Raw genomic sequence first — 16,887 nt, 5'->3', positions numbered from 1 at the left:
GGGTAGTGCCTGTGATGCGGGGCTCCTGCGCGCCCCGGGAGCCGAGTGGTTAGGCTCGGGCGATGTGAGCAGGCTCCAGGTGGTCAGCGGCAAGGGCGGCACCGGCAAGACCACGGTCGCCGCGGCACTCGCGCTTGCCCTCGCGCGCGAGGGCGGACGGACTCTACTGGTGGAGGTCGAGGGCAGGCAGGGGCTCGCGCAGCTCTTCGGCGCCGAGGCGCTCCCCTACGAGGAGCGGAAGATCGCGGTGGCGCCCGGCGGGGGCGAGGTCTTCGCGCTCGCCATCGACGCCGAACGGGCGCTGCTGGACTACCTCCAGATGTTCTACAAGCTCGGCTCGGCCGGGCGCGCCCTCAAGAAGCTCGGTGCCATCGACTTCGCGACGACGATCGCCCCCGGACTGCGCGACGTGCTGCTGACCGGCAAGGCGTGCGAGGCGGTGCGCCGCAAGGACAAGGCCGGGCAGTACGTCTACGACCACGTGATCATGGACGCGCCGCCGACCGGCCGGATCACCCGCTTCCTCAACGTCAACGACGAGGTCGCGGGCCTGGCCCGGTTCGGGCCGATCCACAACCAGGCGCAGGCCGTCATGAAGGTGCTCAAGTCCCCCGAGACGGCGGTGCACCTGGTCACCCTCCTGGAGGAGATGCCCGTCCAGGAGACCGCGGACGGCATCGAGGAACTGCGCGAGGCGGGGCTGCCCGTCGGCCGCGTCGTCGTCAACATGGTCCGCCCGCACCATCTGGACGAGGACACCCTGCGCACCGCGGCCGGCGACCACCGCGCCGGGGTGGCGCGCGCCCTGTCCCGGGCCGGGCTGGGCGGCGCGCGCCGCGGCGGACTGGCCGAGCGGCTGGTCGAACCGCTGCTCGCGCAGGCCGCCGAGCACGCGGGCCGGGTGGAGCTGGAGCGCGAGCAGCGCGCCGTACTGACAGGGCTGGACCTGCCGACGTACGAACTGCCCCTCCTCGGGGCGGGGATGGACCTGGCGGGGCTCTACGAGCTGGCCAAGGAACTCCGGAAGCAGTCGGTGGCCGAATGAGCGAGGGGGTGGACACGGTGGGCCTGGACTCTCCGCCGCGGCTGGCGGTCGACCGGCTGCTGGACGACCGGCAGACCCGCATCATCGTGTGCTGTGGGGCGGGCGGCGTCGGGAAGACCACCACGGCCGCGGCATTGGGCGTACGGGCGGCGGCGCGCGGGCGGAAGGCGGTCGTGCTGACCATCGATCCGGCGCGGCGGCTCGCGCAGTCGATGGGGATCGACTCGCTGGACAACACGCCCCGCAGGGTCGCGGACGCCGGTGCGGACGGCGGCGAACTGCACGCCATGATGCTGGACATGAAGCGCACCTTCGACGAGATCGTCGAAGCGCACGCGGACGCCGAGCGCGCCCGGGCCATCCTCGCCAACCCCTTCTACCAGTCGCTGTCGGCGGGCTTCGCGGGCACGCAGGAGTACATGGCGATGGAGAAGCTCGGGCAGCTGCGGGCCCGGGACGACTGGGACCTGATCATCGTGGACACCCCGCCGAGCCGGTCCGCGCTGGACTTCCTCGACGCGCCGAAGCGCCTCGGGTCCTTCCTGGACGGGAAGTTCATCCGGGTGCTGATGGCGCCGGCGAAGGTGGGCGGCCGGGCCGGGATGAAGTTCCTGAACGTCGGCATGTCGATGATGACCGGCACCCTCAGCAAGCTGATGGGGGCTTCGCTGCTGAAGGACGTCCAGACCTTCGTGGCGGCGATGGACACGATGTTCGGCGGCTTCCGCACGCGCGCCGACGCGACCTTCCGGCTGCTCCAGGCGCCCGGTACGGCTTTCCTCGTGGTCGCGGCGCCCGAGCCGGACGCGCTGCGCGAGGCGGCGTACTTCGTGGAGCGGCTGGCCGCGGAGCGCATGCCGCTGGCCGGTCTGGTGCTCAACCGGGTACACGGCAGCGGGGCCGACCAGCTGTCCGCCGAACGGGCGTTGGCCGCCGCAGAGAATCTTGAAGAAGGCGGCATTGTCGATCAGGAGTCCGGGAAAGCTGGACTTCGTGACACGGCCGCCGAACCCCCCGGCGCCGATGACGACACCACGGCCGTCGACCGGATCACGGCAGGACTGCTGCGCCTGCACGCCGAACGGATGCAGGTGATCGCGCGTGAGCAGCGCACGCGTGATCGCTTCACCTCGCTTCACCCCGAGGTGGCGGTGGCCGAAGTGGCCGCCCTGCCCGGCGATGTGCACGACCTCGCCGGGCTGCGGGCCATCGGAGAACGACTCGCGGCCGGGGTGCCGGCCGGAGCGTAAGGCGTTCGTACGAAGGTGGCGGCCGTGCGATCTACCCGGCTGCCGCGTACGTCTCGTACGGAACGTCGATCTCCGCGTCTGCATCCATGGTCAGGATGCCCGTGCTGCGCTCGTACTCCGTGCGTGCGGTTTCGAGCAGCCGTCGCCACGAGGTGACGGTGGGACGACGGCGCAGCAGCGCGCGTCGTTCCCGCTCGGTCATTCCGCCCCACACGCCGAACTCGACGCGATTGTCGAGCGCGTCGGCCAGGCATTCGGTCCGCACCGGACATCCGGTGCACACCGCCTTGGCCCTGTTCTGTGCCGCTCCTTGAACGAACAGTTCATCCGGATCGGTAGTGCGGCAGGCTGCCTGCGCACTCCAGTCGGTAACCCAGCCCATCCCGGCGCCGTCCTCTCCCGAATCGAGGCTCCCCCACGGCGGTAGCGGCATATTCACCGCTGCCAGTTGAGGACGTTACGGAAGGCGGGCACAGTGCAACACCCCCGACGGGCCCAATCTTGAATGGTCCGAACGGACTATGGGTAAGCGGCAGATCACCCGACGGAGTGATCCGGCGACATGCCCGACCATTCCGGCAATTCGGGTGCAATCGGCGGATCGTGTTCACCGGGGCGGCGAGATTCGGACATCAGTCCACCCCATTCGGGAAGGGTGAAAATCAAGCCGAGGGGTTGATGTCGCACCGGACTGCTGTGACAGTTGGGGTCAGCTTAGGCCAAGGCATTCGCGTGTGTCCGGCGAATCAGAACGTAGGCTGCCCTCCATGGGAAAGAAGCGCTCGGGCGGCGGGCTCACCGGGAGCCAGCAGGCCGCCAAGTTCCTCGGGGTGTCCGTTCTCTCCGGAGTCGTGCTGGCGGGCATGGCGATTCCGGCTGCAGGCGCCCTGGGACTGGCCGCCAAGGGCACGGTCGAGGGATTCGACGAGATCCCGGCCAATCTCAAGACCCCGCCGCTGAGCCAGCGGACCACGATCCTGGACGCCGAGGGCGGCTTGATCGCCACCGTCTATTCGCGCGACCGCCAGGTGGTCCCGCTCACCTCGATCTCCCCGTACATGCAGAAGGCCATCGTCGCCATCGAGGACTCGCGTTTCTACGAGCACGGCGCGGTCGACCTCAAGGGCATCCTGCGCGCGGTCAACCGCAACGCGCAGGAGGGCGGCGCGGCCCAGGGCGCGTCCACGCTCACCCAGCAGTACGTGAAGAACGTCTTCGTCGAGGAGGCCGGCGACGACGAGACCAAGGTGCGCGAGGCCCAGGAGAAGAGCCTCGGCCGCAAGATCCGCGAGCTGAAGTACTCGATCCAGGTCGAGGAGGAGCTCGGGAAGAAGAAGATCCTCGAGAACTACCTCAACATCACCTACTTCGGCCAGCAGGCCTACGGGATCGAATCCGCCGCCCAGCGCTACTTCAGCAAGCCGGCCAAGGACCTGACCCTGGAGGAGTCCGCGCTGCTGGCGGGCGTCGTGCAGTCGCCGAGCCGCTACGACCCGGTGAACGACGCCCAGGAGGCGACGAAGCGCCGCAACATCGTCCTCCAGCGGATGGCCGACACCAGGGACGTCTCGCAGGCGGAGGCCGACGCGGCCAAGGCCAAGCCCGTCACGCTGAAGGTCACCAAGCCCAAGAACGGCTGCATCACGGCGGTCAAGGGCGCGGGCTTCTTCTGCGACTACGTGCGCAACTCCTTCCTGACCGACCCGGTCTTCGGCAAGACGCGCGAGGAGCGGGCGAAGCTCTGGAACAAGGGCGGCCTGACCGTACGCACGACCCTGGACCCGCAGTCGCAGGACGCGGCCAACGAGTCGATCAAGGACCACGTCTACCAGGAGGACTCCATCGCGACGGCTGTGACCATGGTCCAGCCGGGCACCGGACGGGTGCTGGCGATGGGCCAGTCCAAGCCGTACGGCTTCGGCAAGAACGAGACGCAGATCAACTACTCCGTGGACAAGCGGATGGGCGGCTCGAACTTCGGCTTCCAGGTCGGTTCGACCTTCAAGCCCTTCATCGCCGCCGCCGCCCTGGAGCGGGGCATGCCGCCGACGAAGGTCTACGGGGCCCCGAACAAGCTCGACTACCCGAGCCCGATCTCCCGCTGCGACGGCTCGCAGTACATCAACACCCAGAAGGAATCCGCGGAGAACGAGACCGAGGACGAGATCGGCCCGTACGCGCTGCGCACGGCGATGGAGAAGTCGATCAACACCTACTTCGTCGAGATGATCGGCGAGATCGGCCTGTGCCCGGTGTCGGAGATGGCGGCCAAGCTCGGCGTGGTGCCGGCGAGCGGCGCGAAGCTGGCCGACGGCCCCGCCATCGCGCTCGGCTCGGAGGAGATGTCCCCGCTGACGATGGCCAACGCGTACGCGGCCTTCGCCAACCGCGGCGTCTACTGCACCCCGGTCGCCATCGAGTCGATCACCGACGCGCACGGCAAGGCGCTCGCGGTGCCCAAGAGCAAGTGCGAGCGGGCAATGTCGCAGAACACCGCCGACACCATCAACACCCTGCTGAGCGGTGTGGTCGACTCCGGCACCGGTGAGCGGGCCGGCCTGACCGACCGCGACAGCGCGGGCAAGACCGGTACGACCGACTCCCGCTACAACGCCTGGTTCGTGGGCTACACCCCGAACGTCTCGGGCGCGGTGTGGGTCGGCTCGGGCGGCGCGAAGAAGATCACGATGGAGAACATCGTGATCGGCGGCAGGTCCTACGCCAAGGTCTTCGGCGGTGGCCTGCCCGGCCCGATCTGGAAGGACGCGATCACGGGCGCGCTGTCCGGCCGCGAGGCCCTGCGCTTCACCACGGTCCACATCGCCGAACCGAACGTCCCCGCCGGCGGCCCCCGCGGCAACAAGCCGTCCACCAGCCCGAACCGTCCCGGCAAGCCCGGCGGCGACGGCAAGCCCGGCGGGCGGCCCGGCGGCCAGACGGGCGGCTCCACCGGTGGCGCCACGGGCGGCGGCGGGGAACCGGACATCCCCTTCCCCGGGATCACGATCGACCCGGGCAACGTGATCGGCGGCCCCGGCCCCCAGTAGCGGGCGGTACGCGACCACGACGACATAAAGGGGAGGGCCCCGGCCGTTCGGCCGGGGCCCTCCCCTTTATGTCGTGCGAATGCGTGGTGCGACTCCTACGAGAGCGCCTTCTTCACGGCGGCGGCGACACGCCCGCCCTCCGCCAGCCCGGCGACCTTCGGGGTCACGATCTTCATGACGGCGCCCATGGCCCGCGGCCCCTCGGCACCCGCCGACCGGGCCTCCTCGACGGCCTCCGCCACGATCCCGGCGAGCTCCTCGTCGGAGAGCTGCTTGGGCAGGTAGGTGTCCAGGAACTCGCCCTCGGCGCTCTCGCGCGCGGCCTGCTCGGGACGACCGCCCTGCGCGAAGGCGTCCGCGGCCTCACGGCGCTTCTTCGCCTCCTTGGCGATCACCTTGAGGACTTCCTCGTCGGAGAGCACACGGGCCTCCTTGCCCGCGACCTCCTCCTTGGTGATGGCGGCAAGGGTCAGACGCAGCGTGGACGAGTGCAGCTCGTCGCGCGCCCTGATCGCGGTGGTGAGGTCTTCCTGGAGCTTGGCCTTGAGCGTGGTCATGCAGGTGAGTGTGCCAGGTACGGGGACGGTGGCGCCCACCCGTTTTCCGGTCTGCGACGATGGGTCCATGCGTGCGCGTTACGGAGTACCACTGAAAGCGGCTGCCGGAATCGCTGCGGTGGGGGCCGCGGGTGTGGCTTACGCCGCCGGTTTCGAGGCACGGTCCTTCCGGCTGCGCCGGGTCACGGTGCCGGTGCTCCCCCGGGGGATGCGCCCGCTGCGCGTACTCCAGGTCTCGGACATCCACATGGTCGGCGGGCAGCGCAAGAAGCGCGCCTGGCTGCAGTCGCTGGCCGGGCTGCGCCCCGACTTCGTCGTGAACACCGGCGACAACCTCTCCGACACCGAGGGCGTTCCCGAGGTCCTCGACGCCCTGGGCCCGCTGATGTCCTTCCCCGGCGTGTACGTCTTCGGGTCGAACGACTACTACGGGCCGCGGCTGCGAAACCCCGGGCGCTACCTGGTCGAGAAGGTCCAGGGCCGGCACGGGCTGAACGGCAACAAGCCGGTCGTCGGCGCCGTGCACAACCCGTGGGAGGGGATGCGGGACGCCTTCGACGCGGCGGGCTGGCTGAACCTCACCAACACCCGGGCCCGGATGAAGCTGGAGGGGCTGGAGCTGGCCTTCACCGGCCTCGACGACCCGCACATCAAGCGGGACCGCTACGAGAGCGTCGCCGGCGGCCCGGAGGCGGACGCCGACTTCTCGCTGGCCGTGGTGCACGCCCCGTACCTGCGCGTCCTCGAATCCTTCACCGCCGACCGGTACCCGCTGATCCTCGCGGGCCACACCCACGGCGGACAGCTGTGCATCCCCTTCTACGGCGCCCTGGTCACCAACTGCGACCTGGACACCAAGCGGGTGAAGGGCCTGTCGACGCACGAGGCGGCGGGCCACCGCTCCTACCTGCACGTCTCGGCCGGCTGCGGCACGAACCGCTTCACCCCGGTCCGCTTCGCCTGCCCGCCGGAGGCCACCCTCCTGACCCTCACCCCGAAGCCGTAGGGCCCCCGCGCCCGCTCCGTGAAAACCGGATTTCGTCTCCGGCGAGAGGTCCGCTAAAGTAATCGATGTCGCCAGGACAGCAACACTTCAGGGCGACGATCGGGGTGTAGCGCAGCTTGGCAGCGCGCTTCGTTCGGGACGAAGAGGTCGTGGGTTCAAATCCCGCCACCCCGACAGAGTAAGACCAGGTCAGGGCCTGATTCGCGAAAGCGGATCAGGCCCTTCCTGCGTTTTCAGGAGCGACGCGCGGGCAGCGCCGCCAGGGCCTCACCGAGCGAGCGATCACGTGCACCGAGATCACCGGCGCCCGCTTCGCCTCGTGGTCCGCTGCGGAACGGGGCTCGGGATCGATGTCCTGGGCCACGTCGGCTGCCGGACCCGATGCAAGCAGCGCGCACCCGTCCAGCGGACGACACGCACCGGAGAACGGGGTGGCTTCACGCAGCCCTGGGCCGGGGCGGGCCAGGTTGACGGACGTCACACCCGGTCCGCACTGCGTGGCGGCCCCCACGGCCGGCGCACTGCCGGTGTCGAGCCTGGCCCAGAGGGAGTAGCAGTCGCTGCCGGTGTTCTTCAGCCCACCTCTTATGACGAGTGTGGAAAGCAGAGAGAAGGGCAGTTCGCGCTCGGCTTGAACCAGCCGCTCTCGGCAGCGGATGCAGGGCCCATGGAGAAGGAAGACGCAGCCACCGCTATGGCCACTATGACAGCCCTGGAGGCAGGTGAACGCATTGTGTGTCCTTCGATGTCTGAAACCGGCGCTGCTTTTCATGCAGACCTGTCCTGAGCAGTACGGCACACGGGTAACCGGGGCGATGGCGCTCCATCGGGATCGTGTCTCCACAGGGGGCGAGCTGGCCCAGGTCGCGCTACCAGGCAGCCAAGATCAGCCAAGCAGCCTCCCTCCGGCGCGACCGGGAGGGTGAACGACGGAGAGCATCAGCCCTGGTCCTGCGAGGGTGCACGGTGGGCGCGGCGCCGTACTGCGGGGCCGATGCCGGCAGCGCTGCCGATTCCGATGCCGAGGCCCAAGCCCATGCCGACGTTGTCGAAGACGAAGAGCCCGAGCAGGAGCCCGACGGCGACGCCGAGCGACATGCCCACGGCCAGCCCGATGCCTATGGAACGAGTTCCGGAATTATCAACGTGCGTCATACATTCATTATGTCACGACTGCCCGATCCACCTGATGGAGCGCCAAAAACCTGCACACCAAGGCAGGTTGGCCGGACACCAGAATTCCAAGGAACGCCTCCTCTCGAGGGAGCATCCCCAACCGGTTGCACATCATGTGGGCCTGGTGGAATACCAGGTGACCGGCGCTGTAGGAAATGCGCGCGGCCTCCGCCCTCCGCGAGGTATGAGGACAGGGCTTGCGTCCAGATGGAACCGACGCGCGAGACGAGCCGGTTGACCGACCGGGCACGTTCCCTCCCTCCCGGACAGCATGTGGAGCCCCGCTGCCACGTCCCCCATTTCCTCCAACAGCATGCTCTGTGCCAGGGCACGGACGGGGTCAGTTCGACGTAGCGGGAGGCATCGACAGTGCGTCCGTGCGCCAGGCCGATTCACCCGCGCCGGGATAGGCGGGGGTCAGCAGGTACGCATGGGCCCCCAGCCGACGCAGGGACCGGTTGGGCTCCACCTCGAAAGCGGTGGCGAAGCGCTCGTCGCGTGCCAGGGCGTCCAGCCAGGCGTGGACGTGTTGCTGATCGACGTAGCTGTGGCTTGCTCCGTCCGCCTGCCCGCCGTCCACCGCCAGGGCGGTCAGCCAGGAGAACGGACTGGTCTTCACGGCAGCCCTGGAAACGTGACCCAGCACCGAACGGGCCGCCTTGCCCTGCGGTTCGAGCGGCTTGGCCGTCACGTGATCAAGCAGATGGGGGCTTGCCTGCCGCGAGTCCCTGGGCGAAGACCGGCTCGGACAGGACGTCTCGCAGGCGCGCGGTCGGCGCAGCTTGAGGACCGCACGACGGGGGCTCGGGGCGTCGTCGAGCGCGGGGACGGCGGCGTGCAGGGCATCGGTGAGCAGGCCGGCCCGCTCGGCGAGGTGCTCCTCGTACGCCGGCTCCCGCCGCAGGGAGTCCGAGGTGTGGGGCAGGACGAGATCCAGCGACTCCACGGGCAAACGGTTCACGCGGTGCACGGCCCACGCCGGCACCACGGGGCTCAGCCCGTCCGGGGCGCGTTCCTCGGTGGATCAGGCCCTTCGTGCTTTTCCGGGGCCCGTCAGTAGGGGCGGGGCGACATGATGTGGGGCTCTATGGCCGGGGCCTCGAAGACGCAGCGGGGGATGCCGGGGCCGGGGGTGGCGCGGACGGAGACCTTCGTCGGGGGGTCCGTCGGCAGCTCGACGCGGACCGTCACCGGGTGGTCGTGGTGGGTCGTCGCGTGGCCCGTCTCCTTGCCGTCGACCAGGACCTCGACGACCGCGGTGCGGCCGGTCTGGACCGTGGCACTGACCGAGTGGCCCGCGTGGTCGATGTGGAAGTGATGCCGCCGTCGCATGAGACCGCCTCCCGCCGCTGCCCCCACGTCCAGCGTAGCCAACAGCGGCTAGGAGCTCGCGTGGAGCGCGGCCAGTTCGGTGCGCGCCAGGGTCGGGAGGTCGGTGGTCGGGGTTGTCGCCGTCAGGGCGTCGAGGTGGGCGAGGACCGCGGCGACGGTGGGGAAGGGGCCCACCGGGCGGAGCAGCCAGAGGCGGCCACGGGGGCGGGGCGGGAGGCCGAGGGCGGCGAGGGCCTCGTCCGCCTCGCGGTCGAGGCCGCGGAGGTCCGGCTCGGGGAGCGGGGCGCATTCCACGCCGGTGATGTGGCCGTGGCCGTCGAGGGCGGTGTCGACGGCCCAGTGGGTGGAGCGGTCGGGGATCCAGGTGCGGGCCGCCGGGGGCCAGACGTACGGGAGGAATACCCAGCGCAGGTCCTCGGGGGCCGGCTCCCAGCCGAGCGCCTCCAGCTCCCGCATCTCGGGCAGCCGGTCCGCCTCCAGTTCGCTGCGGCCGGTGCGGCGCTGTGCGAGCGGGTGCGGTGTTCCGTCCTCGTCCCACGACATGCGGGCACGCTATCCGACCGGGTGCCGGATCTACGTGACCTGCGCCGTGGGCGTCCCCGTCAGGCGTCCAGGGGGTTGGCCGCGATACGGCTGGCCGCGCCGGAGGCGACGTAGGCGGCGGCCGCGCAGGCGGGCTTGCGCCGCGCCTGGTCCTCGACCAGGGCGGTGAAGACCGGGCCGAAGCCGGCCCGCGGGTGGGCGGTGAGGAGGCCGGCCGTGAAGGCCGGGTCGAACTCGGCGAGGCGCAGGCCGGAGACGTCGGCGCTCGTGCCCACCTGGAGGAGGTGGCTCTCCACGTCCTCGGCCGCGCTCACGTCGTCCCGCATGTGCAGGACGATGATCTCCTCGGCGCGGGCCCGCCGGTCCGCCGGCCAGCCCAGGCCCGCCGTCAGGACGCGCGCCACATGGCCGCCGGCCTCCTCGAAGGGCAGGGTGTGGCTGTCGAACGGCGCGGTCAGGCCCAGGTCGTGCAGGAGGGCCGCCACGTAGAAGAGTTCCCGGTCGTACTCCAGGCCGTGGTCGGCCGCGTACCGCGCGCCGAAGGCGTAGGAGCGCACGGAGTGGTTCAGGAGCGCCGTGTCGGCGTACTCCGACGCGATCTCCAGGGCGGCCCGGGCTGAGTTGGTGTCGAGCGTCCACGTCATGGCACGTCAGCGTAGGCGGCGCGTGAAGTCGACGTCCGACGGGGGCTCACCGGGCCAGCTGAGCCGGGTCGGGGTGGGCGGGGTCTCGGCGAGGACGGAGCCGCGCGAGACCACGTGACGGGGGCGCACCTGGCGGCGGATCGCCTCCTCGGGCGAGGGCGCGGGCAGGAGGACGAAGGAGGCCGGGGCGCCCGCGGTGATGCCGTACTCGTCGGCGCCGAGACCGAGGACGCGCGCCGCACGGTCCGTCACCATCGAGAAGGCCACCGGGATGTCGTCGGCACCGGTGAGCTGGGCGGCGTACAGGCCGACGAGGGCGGTCTGCAGCGGGTTGGCGGTGCCGAGGGCGTTCCACGGGTCCATCACGTCGTCGTGGCCGAAGGCCACATTGACCCCGGCCGCCAGCATCTCCCGGACCTGGGTGAGGCCGCGCCGCTTGGGGTAGGCGTCGAAGCGGCCCTGGAGGTTGAGGTTGGCGAAGGGGTTGGCGACCAGGTTGATGCCCGAACGCGACAGGAGCCGCTGGAGTTTGAAGCTGTAGGCGCCGTTGTAGGAGCCCATGGCCGTGGTGTGCGAGGCGGTGGCGCGTTCGCGCAGGCCGAAGCGCAGGGCGAGGGTGGCCAGCACCTCGACGAAGCGGGACTGTTCGTCGTCGATCTCGTCGCAGTGGGCGTCCACGCGCAGCCCGTGTTCCTCGGCGAGCGCGAAAGCGGTCCGCAGTGAGGCGACGCCGTCCTCGCGGGTGTCCTCGAAGTGCGGGATCGCGCCGACGACGTCCGCCCCGCGGGCGATGGCCTCGCGCAGCAGCGCCTCGCCGTCCGGGAAGGAGACGATGCCCTCCTGCGGGAAGGCGACGATCTGCAGGTTCATGACGTCCCGCACCCGGTCGCGCACCTCCAGCAGTGCGTCGAGGGCGGTGAGGGACGGGTCGGTGACGTCGCAGTGCGTACGGACGTGCAGCACGCCGTGGGCGGCCTGCCAGCGCAGCACCTCGGTGGCCCGCGCGATCACGTCCTCGCGGGTCAGGGTCCGTTTGCGCTCGCTCCAGCAGGCGATGCCCTCCCACAGGGTGCCGGAGGTGTTGGGGCGCGGCTCGCCGGCGGTCAGCGCCGTGTCGAGGTGGATGTGCGGTTCGACGAAGGGCGCGGTGAGCAGGCCGCCGTGCGCCTCGATGAGGATGCCGGTGGCCGGCGGTTCCTTCTGGTCGTCGTACGGAATCACCCGCGCGATGTGGCCGTCCTCCCCCACCTCGACGTCGGACAGGCCTGATGTGTGGAGCAGCCGGGCACCCCGGACGATCATCCGCATGGCGCCAGCGTACGGACGACGGCCCTCAGCCGCGCTTGGCCTGGGCCTTCTGCTGCATGCCGCGCGTCTTCGCGGCGTTGGAGTGGGCGTCCTTGAACGCGGCTTTCGCACGGGCCTCGGCAGCGGTGTTCTTCGCCAGCGCGCGTTCGGAGTCCTGGTGCAGGTGGTGACCGGTGCGGGCCTTCTTGGCCATGATCGTTCCTCCTTGGCGTACGGGTCCACTGTGCGCCCATTCGGAGCAGTCAGCATCCCCGGAGCCACTGCGGCCACAATGGGCGCATGACCAGCGACAGCGAGATCACCCCCGAGATGCCCGACTGGGAGAAGCGGTTCCGTGCGCCGCGCGTCGGGCTGCCCGAGTGGGCCGAGGACGCCCCGGACCGTTCGCTCTTCGTCTCCAACGCGACCGGCACCTTCGAGATCTACGCCTGGGACCGCGCCACGGGCCGGCAGCGGCAGGCCACCGACCGCCCCAACGGCACCACCGACGGCACCCTCTCTCCCGACGGCGAGTGGATCTGGTGGTTCTCAGACACCGACGGCGACGAGTTCGGCACATGGGTGCGCCAGCCCTTCGCGGGCGGCCCCGACGAGCCGGCCACCCCCGGCCTGGAGCCCTCGTACCCCGCGGGCCTGGCCATCGGGCGGGACGGCACCACGGTCGTCGGGCGCTCCACGGACGAGGACGGCTCGACCATCCACGTGGTCCGCCCGGACGGCTCCGAGCCCGCGGTGATCTACCGGCACCGGGAGTCCGCGGGCGTCGGCGACCTGTCGTACGACGGGACCCTGCTGGCCGTCGAGCACACCGAGCACGGCGACGCGATGCACTCGGCGCTGCGCGTCCTCACCCTCGACGGGGCCACCGTCGCCGAGCTGGACGACTCCCGCGGCGGAACGGAGGAGCTCGGCCTCGAGGTGCTCGGCTTCGCCCCGGTCGCGGGCGACACCCGGCTGCTCATCGGCCACCAGCGGCGCGGCCGCTGGGAGCCGCTGGTGTGGGACGTGGCCACCGGCGCCGAGCAGGACCTCGCGATCGACCTGCCGGGCGACGTCAGCGCCGAGTGGTATCCGGACGGTTCCGCGCTGCTGGTCGCGCACAGCTTCGAGGCGCGCAGCGAGCTGTGGCGCTACGACCTGGCCGCGGGGGAGCTCGTACGCGTGGACACGCCGCCGGGGTCGGTGTCCGGGGCCACCGCGCGGCCCGACGGGACGGTGGAGTACCTGTGGTCGTCGGCCGCCGAGCCCTCGTCGGTGCGGTCCACCGCGGGCGGTGTCGTCCTGGACCCGCCGGGCTTCCGGCCGCCGGGCTCGCTGCCGGTGGAGGACGCCTGGGTGGAGGGTCCGGGCGGCCGCATCCACGCGCTCGTGCAGCGCCCGGCGGGCCACGGCGACGGCCCCTTCCCGACGGTATTCGAGGTCCACGGCGGGCCCACCTGGCACGACAGCGACGCGTTCGCCGCGGCCCCGGCGGCCTGGCTGGACCACGGCTTCGCGGTGGTCCGGGTCAACTACCGGGGTTCGACGGGCTACGGCCGGGAGTGGACGGACGCCCTCAAGCACCGGGTCGGCCTGATCGAACTGGAGGACATCGAGGCGGTCCGGGAGTGGGCGGTCTCGTCCGGCCTCGCGGACCCGGCGCGCCTGGTCCTGTCGGGCGGCTCCTGGGGCGGGTACCTGACGCTGCTGGGCCTGGGCACCCGGCCCGACGCGTGGGCGGTGGGCCTGGCCGCCGTACCGGTCGCGGACTACGTGACGGCCTACCACGACGAGATGGAGGCGCTGAAGGCCCTGGACCGCACCCTCTTCGGCGGAACGCCGGAGGAGGTCCCGGACCGCTTCGAGGCGTCCTCGCCGCTGACGTACGTGGACGCGGTGAAGGCCCCCGTGCACATCGCGGCGGGCGTCAACGACCCGCGCTGCCCGATCCGGCAGATCGACAACTACGTGGACCGGCTCGCGGCGCGCGGAGCGGTGCACGAGGTGTACCGGTACGACGCGGGGCACGGCTCGCTCGTCGTGGAGGAGCGGATCAAGCAGGTCCGGATGGAGTTGGAGTTCGCGCTGAAGCACCTGCCCGCCCGACCCTGAGCACCGGTGGCCGGTGCACCCCCCGTACCGTGGTGGGGTGCACCGGTTTCTCCTGACCCCGCGCTGGTGGGGGATCAACGTCTTCGTCGCGCTCGCGGTCCCCTTCTGCCTGTTCATGGGGTCGTGGCAGCTCGGCCGGTTCGAGGCCCGTGTCGACAGCCACCGGGAAGCGACCGCCGAGCGGCCCGCCGACCAGGTGGCGGCCCCGCTGGACTCGCTGCTCCCGGTCGACACGGAGACCTCCGGACGGCTGGCTTCCGCGTCCGGGGAGTACGCCGAGCAGATGCTGGTGCCCGGGCGGCGGCTCGACGGCGCGACCGGTTTCTACGTCCTGACGCTGCTGAGGACCGACTCCGGCAAGGCCGTCCCGGTGGTACGGGGCTGGCTGCCGGGCGCGGCGGACCCCGCGAAGGCGCCGGCCGCGCCGACGGGCCGGGTCGAGGTGACCGGAGCCCTCCAGGCCCCGGAGAACTCGGGCACGAAGGGGGTCCACGCCCAGGGTGGTCTGCCCGCCGGGCAGGTCGGGGTGATCGCGGCGGCCACGCTGGTCAACATCGTCCCGCACCCGCTGTACGACGCCTGGCTGACCGTGCAGACCCCGGCGGATGGCATGCTTCCGGTGCCTGCGCAGGCGCCGACCAACACCGGGCTCGACCTGAAGGCGTTCCAGAACCTCGGCTACACCGGCGAGTGGTTCGTCTTCGTCGCCTTCGTGCTCTTCATGTGGTTCCGGCTCTACCGCCGCGAGGTGGAGACGCTGCGCGACGCGGAGGCCGGCCTGCTCGACCCCACCGCCCCGGCCGACCTCGCCGCCCCGGCCGACCTCACCGGCCCGGCGGACGCCACCGCCCCGGCCGGCCAGGACCCGCAGGATCAGTCGTCGACCGGGATCGCGCCCGTCCGGTAGACCGTGCCGCCGCAGGCGTCGGGGATCGATGTCCGCGTCGTCGGTGCGCCGCTGGTCTGGGGGGTGTGGGACACCTCGACGACGCTCGGCGCCTGAGGAGTGCCGGTCTGCGGCTCCGACGCAGCGCCGCTGCGCAGGCTGCCCGAGGTGCCCGCCGACCCGGTCTGCGGCGGCGTACCGCCACTGGTCGAGCCGGTCGTCGTGCAGGGCTCGCCCGGCGGCACCCACGCGAAGCGGACCTCGTAGGACTTGTTCGGCGGGAGCACCACCACCGGCGCCTCCGCCGACGGGTCGGGCAGCAGCCCGCTGCCCGGGCCGCCCGCCGTGTGGCCGACCACGGCGACCCCGGAGCCCGGGGTCAGCGTCGCGACGGGCGCGGAGGCCGCGGTCACGGCGTCCCGGCCGGCGACGGCGCAGCCCTGGGACGAGACGTTGGTGACCCGGAAGCCGCCGGCCACGCGGCCGTCGGTCTCCGGGTTGCGGACGAAGCCGACGACACCGAGCTGCTCGGCGCCGCACCCGGGCACGCCCGGCGCGGCCACCGGCGGCAGCGGGCCCGTGCCGGCCGCCGGACCGGCCGCGGTACCGGCCGGTCCGCCCGAGGCTCCGGTGCCCGCCGGGCCGGAGGTCAGCCCCCCGGTCGGGGAGCCGCCCTGCGCGGGGTCCGGCTGTCCGGTGGCGCCGCCCGCGTCCGGGGCGCCGCTGACGGAGCTCCCCGCCTTCGGGTAGGCGCCGTATCCGTTCTGGTGCGGGTCGGACGCGCCGCCCCGCTTGCCGCCCGACTGCGCCTCGTGGCCGGCGATGGCATGGCGGTCCGGGGCCGTGCCCTCGCCGCCCGCCAGGTGCAGGGCGGCCGGGATCGCGGTACCCGCCAGCAGCGCGGCCGCGGCCGCGCCGACGACGGCCCGGCGCCTGCGGGCCCGGCGTCGCGCGGGGACGCCGTGCAGGATCCGCTCCAGCGCGTCCTCGGAGGGCTGCAGGCCCTCGACGGCCCCGCGCAGGAGGATGCGCAGCTCGTCCTCGCCGCTCGCGCCGTCCGGCGCTGTGTGGTCGTCCATCATGACTGCGCAGCCTCCATCGCCACCCGCAGCGCGGCAATCCCCCGCGATCCGTACGCCTTGACCGAGCCGAGCGATATCCCGAGCGTCTCGGCGACCTGGGACTCCGTCATGTCCGCGAAGTAACGCAGCACCAGCACTTCGCGCTGGCGGCGCTGGAGCCCCCGCATCGCCTTGATCAGGTCGTCGCGTTCCAGTTGGTCGTACGCGCCCTCTTCGGCGCTCGCCATGTCCGGCATGGGCTTCGACAGCAGCTTGAGGCCGAGGATGCGCCGGCGCAGGGCGGAACGGGAGAGGTTCACGACGGTCTGGCGCAGGTACGCCAGGGTCTTCTCGCGGTCGCGGACCCGGTTGCGGGCGGAGTGCACCCGGATGAACGCCTCCTGGACCACGTCCTCGCACGAGGCGGTGTCGTCGAGGAGCAGCGCGGCCAGGCCGAGGAGGGAGCGGTAGTGCGCCTGGTAGGTCGCCGTGAGGTGGTCGACCGTGGTGCCGGCCACCACCTGCGCCGCCACGTCGGCCGCCACGTCGGCCGTCGGCTGCGCCGTCTCGTCCTTGCCGTTCCCGTCCGTCCCTGCGTTGTCACGCTGAGCGGGCACGAGGCCGCCCGGGACCGGTACGGCGGCCCGTGCGGGCACCTCCGGGGTCCCCGGCCGCGGGACGGGAACGATCACGGGGAGACCGCCGCCGGACGTGCGGAGATCCCGGCGCGGCGGGACGATCCCCGCACGTGCCGGTAGGACGGCCACTTCGAGCAGTGCCTCTGCCACGCCTGTAGGACACGCGTCCCCCCGTCAGGGTTGTACGCGCGTGGAAGCCTCACCGGAGAAATCCGTATTGCGCTCATGCGTACCCGCTCTTCCCGATTGCCCCGTCCAGCGAAACGGCAGTCGGGCCATCACCTTGATCAAGGGATCGGCACC

17 protein-coding genes and 1 tRNA gene are annotated in these 16,887 nt (G+C 71.6%); 7 read left to right on the top strand and 11 right to left on the bottom strand.

Features of this window, described 5'->3' with window-relative positions; genetic code table 11:
* Window positions 1-64: 64 nt before the first annotated feature.
* Entirely contained in the window at window positions 65-1,045 is a 981-nt protein-coding gene (gene bagA / locus NRK68_RS18270; RefSeq protein WP_030957807.1) for an ATPase BagA, read from the top strand.
* On the top strand, window positions 1,042-2,295 hold the full coding sequence (gene bagB / locus NRK68_RS18265) for an ATPase BagB (RefSeq protein ID WP_183066570.1): 1,254 nt from the start codon (window positions 1,042-1,044) through the stop codon (window positions 2,293-2,295). Before bagA ends, bagB begins: the two co-directional genes overlap by 4 nt.
* Before the next feature lie 31 nt (window positions 2,296-2,326).
* Here the strand turns inward: bagB and NRK68_RS18260 are convergent, their stop codons facing one another.
* On the bottom strand, window positions 2,327-2,677 hold the full coding sequence (locus tag NRK68_RS18260) for a WhiB family transcriptional regulator (RefSeq protein ID WP_030648100.1): 351 nt from the start codon (window positions 2,675-2,677) through the stop codon (window positions 2,327-2,329).
* A 385-nt stretch (window positions 2,678-3,062) separates the two neighbouring features.
* On the opposite strand from NRK68_RS18260, the gene NRK68_RS18255 reads away from it, so the two are divergent.
* Window positions 3,063-5,342: a transglycosylase domain-containing protein gene (locus NRK68_RS18255; RefSeq protein ID WP_183066569.1), complete on the top strand. Its 2,280-nt coding sequence runs from the start codon at window positions 3,063-3,065 to the stop codon at window positions 5,340-5,342.
* A gap of 95 nt (window positions 5,343-5,437) precedes the next feature.
* Here NRK68_RS18255 and NRK68_RS18250 read toward each other — a convergent pair whose 3' ends face one another.
* Window positions 5,438-5,899: a GatB/YqeY domain-containing protein gene (locus tag NRK68_RS18250; RefSeq protein WP_030817481.1), complete on the bottom strand. Its 462-nt coding sequence runs from the start codon at window positions 5,897-5,899 to the stop codon at window positions 5,438-5,440.
* A gap of 67 nt (window positions 5,900-5,966) precedes the next feature.
* On the opposite strand from NRK68_RS18250, the gene NRK68_RS18245 reads away from it, so the two are divergent.
* Window positions 5,967-6,905, top strand: a complete 939-nt coding sequence (locus NRK68_RS18245) for a metallophosphoesterase (RefSeq protein WP_183066568.1) — start codon at window positions 5,967-5,969, stop codon at window positions 6,903-6,905.
* 100 nt (window positions 6,906-7,005) lie between these two features.
* A tRNA-Pro gene (locus tag NRK68_RS18240) sits at window positions 7,006-7,079 on the top strand.
* A gap of 765 nt (window positions 7,080-7,844) precedes the next feature.
* Here NRK68_RS18240 and NRK68_RS18235 read toward each other — a convergent pair.
* The 7 genes from NRK68_RS18235 to NRK68_RS18205 form a co-directional block, all read right to left on the bottom strand.
* On the bottom strand, window positions 7,845-8,060 hold the full coding sequence (locus NRK68_RS18235) for a hypothetical protein (RefSeq protein ID WP_183066567.1): 216 nt from the start codon (window positions 8,058-8,060) through the stop codon (window positions 7,845-7,847).
* Between the two features lie 361 nt (window positions 8,061-8,421).
* Complete coding sequence (locus NRK68_RS18230; RefSeq protein ID WP_257856230.1) at window positions 8,422-9,027, bottom strand: hypothetical protein; 606 nt, start codon at window positions 9,025-9,027, stop codon at window positions 8,422-8,424.
* 107 nt (window positions 9,028-9,134) lie between these two features.
* The gene (locus NRK68_RS18225; RefSeq protein WP_046777826.1) at window positions 9,135-9,413 is read right to left on the bottom strand and encodes a hypothetical protein; all 279 of its coding nucleotides are present in this window, start codon (window positions 9,411-9,413) and stop codon (window positions 9,135-9,137) included.
* A 48-nt stretch (window positions 9,414-9,461) separates the two neighbouring features.
* Window positions 9,462-9,956, bottom strand: a complete 495-nt coding sequence (locus tag NRK68_RS18220; RefSeq protein WP_257856229.1) for a DUF5956 family protein — start codon at window positions 9,954-9,956, stop codon at window positions 9,462-9,464.
* A 59-nt stretch (window positions 9,957-10,015) separates the two neighbouring features.
* The gene (locus NRK68_RS18215) at window positions 10,016-10,600 is read right to left on the bottom strand and encodes an HD domain-containing protein (protein ID WP_183066565.1); all 585 of its coding nucleotides are present in this window, start codon (window positions 10,598-10,600) and stop codon (window positions 10,016-10,018) included.
* Window positions 10,601-10,606: 6 nt separating this feature from the next.
* Window positions 10,607-11,908 (bottom strand): cytosine deaminase, encoded by a 1,302-nt coding sequence (gene codA / locus NRK68_RS18210; RefSeq protein WP_308296205.1) that lies wholly within the window; start codon window positions 11,906-11,908, stop codon window positions 10,607-10,609.
* A 25-nt stretch (window positions 11,909-11,933) separates the two neighbouring features.
* Window positions 11,934-12,101, bottom strand: a complete 168-nt coding sequence (locus NRK68_RS18205) for a hypothetical protein (RefSeq protein WP_157879735.1) — start codon at window positions 12,099-12,101, stop codon at window positions 11,934-11,936.
* An 86-nt stretch (window positions 12,102-12,187) separates the two neighbouring features.
* On the opposite strand from NRK68_RS18205, the gene NRK68_RS18200 reads away from it, so the two are divergent.
* On the top strand, window positions 12,188-13,999 hold the full coding sequence (locus tag NRK68_RS18200) for a S9 family peptidase (protein ID WP_183066564.1): 1,812 nt from the start codon (window positions 12,188-12,190) through the stop codon (window positions 13,997-13,999).
* A 37-nt stretch (window positions 14,000-14,036) separates the two neighbouring features.
* Window positions 14,037-14,906: an SURF1 family protein gene (locus NRK68_RS18195; protein WP_183066563.1), complete on the top strand. Its 870-nt coding sequence runs from the start codon at window positions 14,037-14,039 to the stop codon at window positions 14,904-14,906.
* Here the strand turns inward: NRK68_RS18195 and NRK68_RS18190 are convergent.
* Window positions 14,873-15,967: a hypothetical protein gene (locus NRK68_RS18190; RefSeq protein WP_183066562.1), complete on the bottom strand. Its 1,095-nt coding sequence runs from the start codon at window positions 15,965-15,967 to the stop codon at window positions 14,873-14,875. The genes NRK68_RS18195 and NRK68_RS18190 overlap by 34 nt on opposite strands.
* Window positions 15,964-16,734: a SigE family RNA polymerase sigma factor gene (locus tag NRK68_RS18185; RefSeq protein ID WP_183066561.1), complete on the bottom strand. Its 771-nt coding sequence runs from the start codon at window positions 16,732-16,734 to the stop codon at window positions 15,964-15,966. Before NRK68_RS18185 ends, NRK68_RS18190 begins: the two co-directional genes overlap by 4 nt.
* Window positions 16,735-16,887: the final 153 nt, after the last annotated feature.

It is taken from the genome of Streptomyces yangpuensis, assembly GCF_024666385.1.
Taxonomy (GTDB): Bacteria; Actinomycetota; Actinomycetes; order Streptomycetales; family Streptomycetaceae; genus Streptomyces; species Streptomyces yangpuensis.
This window is presented reverse-complemented; position numbering and strand designations above follow the sequence as displayed.